Annotated in this window: 6 protein-coding genes; 4 read left to right on the top strand and 2 right to left on the bottom strand. The window is 62.2% G+C overall.

Annotation, left to right across the window (positions count from 1 at the left end; translation table 11 throughout):
- The first annotated feature begins 26 nt into the window (after window positions 1–26).
- Both ACFFAR_RS21360 and ACFFAR_RS21355 read left to right on the top strand, forming a co-directional pair.
- Window positions 27–1178: an acyl-CoA dehydrogenase family protein gene (locus ACFFAR_RS21360; protein WP_062000214.1), complete on the top strand. Its 1152-nt coding sequence runs from the start codon at window positions 27–29 to the stop codon at window positions 1176–1178.
- A gap of 2 nt (window positions 1179–1180) precedes the next feature.
- On the top strand, window positions 1181–2701 hold the full coding sequence (locus ACFFAR_RS21355; RefSeq protein ID WP_375508417.1) for a class I adenylate-forming enzyme family protein: 1521 nt from the start codon (window positions 1181–1183) through the stop codon (window positions 2699–2701).
- A 15-nt stretch (window positions 2702–2716) separates the two neighbouring features.
- Here ACFFAR_RS21355 and xerD read toward each other — a convergent pair whose 3' ends face one another.
- Both xerD and queG read right to left on the bottom strand, forming a co-directional pair.
- Window positions 2717–3640 (bottom strand): site-specific tyrosine recombinase XerD, encoded by a 924-nt coding sequence (gene xerD / locus ACFFAR_RS21350; protein WP_375508416.1) that lies wholly within the window; start codon window positions 3638–3640, stop codon window positions 2717–2719.
- Window positions 3641–3663: 23 nt separating this feature from the next.
- A complete protein-coding gene (gene queG / locus ACFFAR_RS21345) occupies window positions 3664–4908 on the bottom strand; it encodes a tRNA epoxyqueuosine(34) reductase QueG (RefSeq protein ID WP_375508415.1) in 1245 nt (414 codons plus the stop codon).
- Between the two features lie 17 nt (window positions 4909–4925).
- On the opposite strand from queG, the gene tsaE reads away from it, so the two are divergent.
- Together tsaE and ACFFAR_RS21335 are read left to right on the top strand one after the other, a co-directional pair.
- Window positions 4926–5477 carry a tRNA (adenosine(37)-N6)-threonylcarbamoyltransferase complex ATPase subunit type 1 TsaE gene (tsaE, locus tag ACFFAR_RS21340; protein ID WP_375508414.1) on the top strand — a complete coding sequence of 184 codons (552 nt, stop codon included), beginning with the start codon at window positions 4926–4928 and terminating at the stop codon, window positions 5475–5477.
- A partial coding sequence (locus ACFFAR_RS21335) for an AMIN domain-containing protein (protein WP_375508413.1) occupies window positions 5459–6466 on the top strand: 1008 nt, incomplete at its 3' end. The genes tsaE and ACFFAR_RS21335, both read left to right, overlap by 19 nt.

Raw genomic sequence — 6466 nt, 5'->3', positions numbered from 1 at the left:
ACCTGCATCACCCGGAGATTCAAAACGTGATTCGCGATTCAGAAACCCAGACGCTGCTCGAGGACGCCATCCGCCGTTTTGTGCGCGAGACGCTCGTGCCGCGCGAAGCCGAGGTCGATGAAACCGACCAGATTCCCGCCGATGTCCTCGCCGCCATGCGCGAGATCGGCCTGTTCGGCTTGACGATTCCCGAAGCCTACGGCGGCCTCGGCCTCACCATGGAGGAAGAGGTGCGCGTGGCGTTCGAACTCGGCCAGACATCGCCGGCATTCAGGTCGGTGATCGGGACCAACAACGGGATTGGTTCCATCGGAATCCTGCTCGACGGCAGCGAGGAGCAGAAGCGTCACTATCTGCCGAAGCTTGCCGCGGGCGACTTGATCGGCTCGTTTTGCCTGACGGAGCCGGATTCGGGATCGGATGCGGCATCGCTGAAAACCACTGCAAAAAAGGACGGCGATCATTACGTGCTGAACGGCACGAAGCGCTACATCACGAATGCGCCGGAGGCCGGCATTTATACCGTCATGGCGCGCACGAGCGACGCGAAAGGCGCGAGCGGCATTTCGGCGTTTATCGTGGAGCGCGAATCGCCGGGCTTGTCGCTTGGAAGGCCCGATAAAAAGATGGGCCAGCGCGGCGCACATACATGCGACGTGATCTTCGAAAATTGCCGCATTCCGGCAGGACAGTTGATTGGCGGCGTTGAAGGCGTCGGCTTCAAGACGGCCATGAAAGTGCTCGACAAGGGCCGTTTGCACATCGCCGCCGTGGCGATTGGTGCGGCGAAACGGATGCTGCGCGACGCCCTCGCCTACGCAACCGAGCGCAAGCAGTTCGGCCAGCCGATTGTCGAATTCCAGCTCGTCCAGGGCATGCTCGCCGACAGCAAGACCGAGATCTACGCGGCCGAATGCATGGTGCTCGACGCCGCGCGCCGCCGTGACGAAGGCCGCGACGTATCCGTGGAGGCGTCGTGCGCGAAATACTTTGCGACCGAAATGTGCGGGCGCGTAGCGGATCGCGCGGTGCAGATTCACGGCGGCGCGGGATACATCTCGGAGTACGGGATCGAGCGGTTTTATCGCGATGTGCGATTGTTCCGGCTTTACGAAGGCACGTCGCAGATTCAGCAGGTCATCATCGCGCGCGGTTTGATGCGCGGCACGGAGATTTGAGAATGGATATTGATGCCGATGCATTGCTTCGCGTGCTGCCCAGGCGCATTTCGGACATCCCCGTACGTCTCGCCGCGCGTGACCCGCAACACGTCGTGCTGATCGAGGACGGTCGGCGTCTGAACGCGGCGGAGTTGCTGCAAGCAGTTGATAAAACCGCTCGTCAGCTCGCCGAACTTGGTGTGAAAGGCGGCGATCGCGTGATGATCGTAAGCGAGAATTGCATCGCGCAGGTCGTGCTGATGTTTGCGGCGGCGAAACTCGACGCATGGTGTGTGCTGACCAACGCGCGACTTTCGGCAAGTGAAGTCGATGCCATTCGCGATCACGCAAAACCGCGCGTGGTGGCGTTCACTGTGGAGGCATCGAAGGACGCGGCGAATCATGCAGAACGATTGAACGCGGCACCGGGCGCTGATGCATGGCAATTCGTAGTGGACGCGTCAGTCACGCCTGAACCCGTTCACACCGATCCGGCCCGTCAATGCGCCGCGTTGATCTACACCACGGGCACGACGGGTGCGCCGAAAGGCGTGATGCTTTCGCATCGCAATGTGTTGTTCATCGCGGCGATTTCCAGCACGTTGCGACGCGTGACGCACGAGGACGTGGTTTATGCCGTCTTGCCGATTACGCACGTGTACGGGCTGGCCTCGGTATGCCTTGGCAGCTTGTACGCAGGTGCCACGTTGAGGCTTGCGCCGCGCTTCGCGCCCGATGCCGTGCGCCACGCGCTGGCCGAAGAAAACATCTCGATCTTTCAGGGCGTGCCGGCCATGCACGCGAAGCTGGTCGAGCACGTGCAGACAAGCAATCAACCCTGGCGCGCACCCGCGTTGCGCTTTGCCTATTCGGGCGGCTCTCCACTCGATCCCGCGTTGAAAGCGCGCGTCGAAGCGCTTTACAAAGTACCGCTGCACAACGGCTACGGCATGACGGAAAGCAGCCCGACCATTGCGCAGACCATGCTCGATGCGCCGCGCGAAGACTGCGCGGCCGGACATCCGATACCGGGCATCGAACTGCGTTTTGTCGGGATGGACGGCGTCGATGTGCCGTCGGGCGAAGTCGGCGAATTGTGGGTGCGAGGACCGAACGTGATGCTAGGTTATTACCGCAACGACGCCCAGACGCGCGTGACGGTCACCGAAGACGGCTGGCTTCGAACTGGCGATCTCGCCCGGTTGCAGGCGGATGGCGCGCTGGTCATTGCGGGAAGGAGCAAGGAGCTGATCATCCGCTCGGGCTTCAACGTGTATCCGGCGGAAGTCGAGAACGTGCTGAATGCGCATCCTGGCGTGCTGCAGTCGGCGGTGATCGGGCGAACGGTCGAAGGCAACGAGGAAGTGGTCGCGTTCGTTGAATTGCTGCCGTCGGTGCATGCGCTGCCCGATGACATTGTCGAGTGGTGCGCCGCGCGGCTTGCGCCTTATAAGCGTCCGGCGGAGATCCGCGTGCTCGCGGCGTTGCCGGCGGCATCGACGGGAAAGGTGTTGAAGCACAAGCTCAGGGATGAGCTTTAGCTCTTAAGTGAAACATCAACCCCGCGGATGATGCTCCTTGTGCAGCGTCCTCAAGCGTTCACGCGCGACGTGCGTGTAGATCTGCGTGGTCGAGATATCCGTATGCCCGAGCAGCAACTGCACCACGCGCAAGTCCGCGCCGTGATTCAGCAAATGCGTGGCGAACGCGTGCCGCAAGGTATGCGGCGAAAGCGGCGCGCGGACGTCGCCGGTCAGTGCGTGGCGCTTGATGATGTTCCAGAATTGCTGACGCGTCATGCCTTCGCCGCGCGTGGTCACGAAAAGCGCATCGGCGGCGCGGGCGCCGAGCAGCGCCGGACGCGATTCCCGCAAATACCGCTCGATCCAGTCATGCGCCACCGCGCCGAACGGGATCAGGCGCTCTTTCGACCCCTTGCCCATCACGCGCACCACGCCTTCGTTCAAGCCGACTTCAACGGTCTTCAAGGTCACGAGTTCGGTCACGCGCAATCCGCTTGCGTACATGAGTTCGAGCATCGTGCGATCGCGCAAGCCGAGCGCGGTTTCCACGTCGGGCGCATTCAGCAGCGCTTCGACTTGCGCCTCGTTCAGCGTTTTCGGAAAACGCGGCGCCTGTTTGGCGGAGCGCAGCTTCAGGGTGGGATCGGCCAGCGCGCGATGTTCACGCAGCGCCCACGCGTAGTATCGGCGGAATACGGACAGGCGGCGATTCGCCGATGTCGCCTTGTCTGCACGTCGCGCGGCAAGGTAGCCGTTCATGTCAGTTTCGGTGGCGGTATCGATATCACCGCCGCGCGTCTTCGATAACCATTCGGCAAACAACCTCAGGTCGCGCCGATACGCTTCCAGCGAGTTCTTGGCGAGCCCGTGTTCGAGCCAGAGCGCATCGCAAAAGAGGTCGATGGACGCGCTGCTCGACACCATTTCCTGCGCTCGTTCCACCTCGGTCACGTCCATTGATGCTTCCTTTAAGCGTTGCGTCATGCTGCCTGCCGTAGCGCCCATTGCACGTGTTCGCGCACGAGCTCCGATGCATCGCCGGCGCGGGCATGCAACGCGTTGCGTATTTCCGAGCGCGAATCCGCATCGAGCGACGTGGAGCGTAACGCGTTGCCCATGCCCACGGCAATATTGCGCAGCCATCGTTCATGGCCAATACGGCGAATCGCGCTGCCTTTCATGCGCTCATCGAATTCGGCTGCGCTCCAGCCGAACAGCGTCACGAGCGACGCGCGATCGAGCCCATGCCGGACATCGAAATCCGCGACGGGCGCGGCCTGCGCGAATTTGTTCCACGGACACACGAGCTGGCAATCGTCGCAACCATAGACCCGATTGCCGATCAGCGGCCGCATCTCCTCCGGAATACTGCCCTTCAATTCGATGGTGAGATACGAAATGCAGCGCCGCGCATCGAGCCTGTACGGCGCGATGATCGCCTGCGTCGGACATACATCGATACACTTCGTACAGCTTCCGCAATGCGAACCTTCGTGCTCGGGCGCGTGTTCGGGATGGGTCTCGGCGTCGGCAGGAAGCGGAATATCGACCAGAATCTCACCGATAAAAAACAGCGACCCTGCGTCACGCTGCAGCAGCAGCGTGTGTTTGCCGCGCCAGCCGTTCCCGGCTTTCTGCGCCAGCTCAACCTCCAGAACCGGTGCGGAATCCGTGAACACGCGGTACCCGAACGGCCCGATTTCCGCTTCGATGCGATCCGCCAGATGCTGCAAACGGCTGCGCATGACCTTGTGATAATCGCGGCCCCGGGCATAAACGGACACGACAGCCGCGGCCGGATCATCGATACGCGCCCACTCGGCAGCGCGCCAGTCGAGCGGCTCCGCACCGGCTGTCGAGGTACTTTCGCGCGCCTTGCCATCGAGTGTCGATGCCGGCAGATAGGCCATCCGAACTGTAATAACACGTCGCGTACCGGCCACAAGCTCGGCCGGCCTTGCGCGTTTCATCGCATGTTTGGCCATATAATCCATCTCGCCGTGATAGCCTGCTTCGAGCCACGATGCGAGGCCTTCTTCGGCATCCGTCAAGTCGGCGTCGCTGACGCCGACCGCACCGAACCCCAACTCGCGCCCCCACGCCTTGATGCGCAGCGCGAGTTCAGCCAGCGCAGCTTTGTCATCAATTCTGAAGTGGCGCGGGTTTTCGGCGGCGTCGTCCGACGTGCGCTCGTGTTCCACAGGGTGTTCCGGCAAACGGTTCATCACGACATTTTACGAGAATGCCCGACAGCCTCACTCGATCGATTGCAAATCTGCCCGCCGCGCTCCTCGAACGCCGCTTCGACCTGCCCGGCGAGGACGCAACGCTTGCGTTCGGCGGACAATTCGCACGGGCGATTCTCGCGTTGCTCAGCACGAGCGGCGAACGTTTTCCCGGTTTGCAGGTCCAGTTGATCGGCGACCTGGGCGCGGGCAAAACCACGCTGGTGCGCGCAACGTTGCGCGCACTCGGTCATGCGGGCCGCGTGCGCAGTCCCACTTACACGCTTGTCGAACCCTACTCGCTTGCTACGGAAACAACGCAAACGGGCGCGCTGGAGCTTTATCACTTCGATCTTTATCGCTTCACCGATCCAGCCGAATGGATCGATGCCGGCTTTCGCGAGTACTTCGACTCGGGCGCGATCTGCCTGATCGAATGGCCGCAACGCGCCGGCGGATTGCTGGGTGTGCCGGATCTCGAATTCAAGCTGGAACAGGAAGGCGAAGGCCGCGTGCTGACCGCGCGCGCGTTTAGCGAAACAGGAAAGTCATGTCTCGAAAGTTGTTGATCAAGCCGTTTCATTCGATCGAATCGACCGCCACCGCGTCGCACAACTGGCGCCGGCGCCAGGTGCTGCGCGCAGGGGCATCGACCATTGCGCTTGCATTGCTTGGGCCAAAGCTCGCATACGCGAGTTCGGTGCTCGGCGTGCGCGTGTGGCCCGCTCGCGATTACACCCGCGTGACGATCGAGTCGGATCAACCGCTGCAAAACAATCAGCAATTGCTGCAGGGGCCGGACCGGCTCGTGGTCGACCTGAACGGACTGGATCTCGATCAGGAACTGAAAGACCTGGTCTCGAAGATCACGCCGAACGATCCGCAGATCCAGTCGGTGCGTATCGGGCAATATCAACCGCACGTCGTGCGCATGGTGTTCGACCTGAAGGGCGCGGTGAAACCGCAGGTGTTTACGCTGACGCCTATTGGCAGCTATAAGTATCGGCTAGTCTTCGATTTGTATCCCGCAGTTGCGCCCGATCCGCTGATGGATCTGCTCGCGCAGTCCGAGCACAAGCAGCAGGCTATCGACCAGAGCAACCCGAATCCAACTCAGCCGCCCGCTACGCTGAGCGGTCCGGCAACGGCGCCCAAGTCGAACGCGCCGGACAACACCGACGAGTTTTTCCAGAAGTACGCGCAGGCCAATGACTTGCCGCGTGCGCCATCGCCCGCGCCGGTCGTGCCCTCAGCGCCGGCCGTCCCTCTCGCCAGGCCGCGACCGACGATCAAACCCGCGCCGCCGACGGCCATCGCCAAAGATGACTCGTCCGACAGCACTACCAGCGACGACTACGGCTTCGCCAATCCGAAAAGCAGCAAAGGCGGCACGACGCGCCTGCTTACGGTTGCGATCGACCCGGGTCATGGCGGCGAGGATCCGGGCGCAATCGGCGGCGGCGGCACGTACGAAAAACATATCGCGCTCGATATCGCCAAGAAGCTGCGCGCCAAGATCGATGCGCAGCCGAACATGCGCGCCATGATGACGCGCGAC

The organism is uncultured Caballeronia sp. (assembly GCF_964243625.1).
Lineage (GTDB): Bacteria > Pseudomonadota > Gammaproteobacteria > Burkholderiales > Burkholderiaceae > Caballeronia.
The sequence above is the reverse complement of the archived record's forward strand: the minus strand, read 5'-3'. Positions and strand labels throughout refer to the sequence as shown.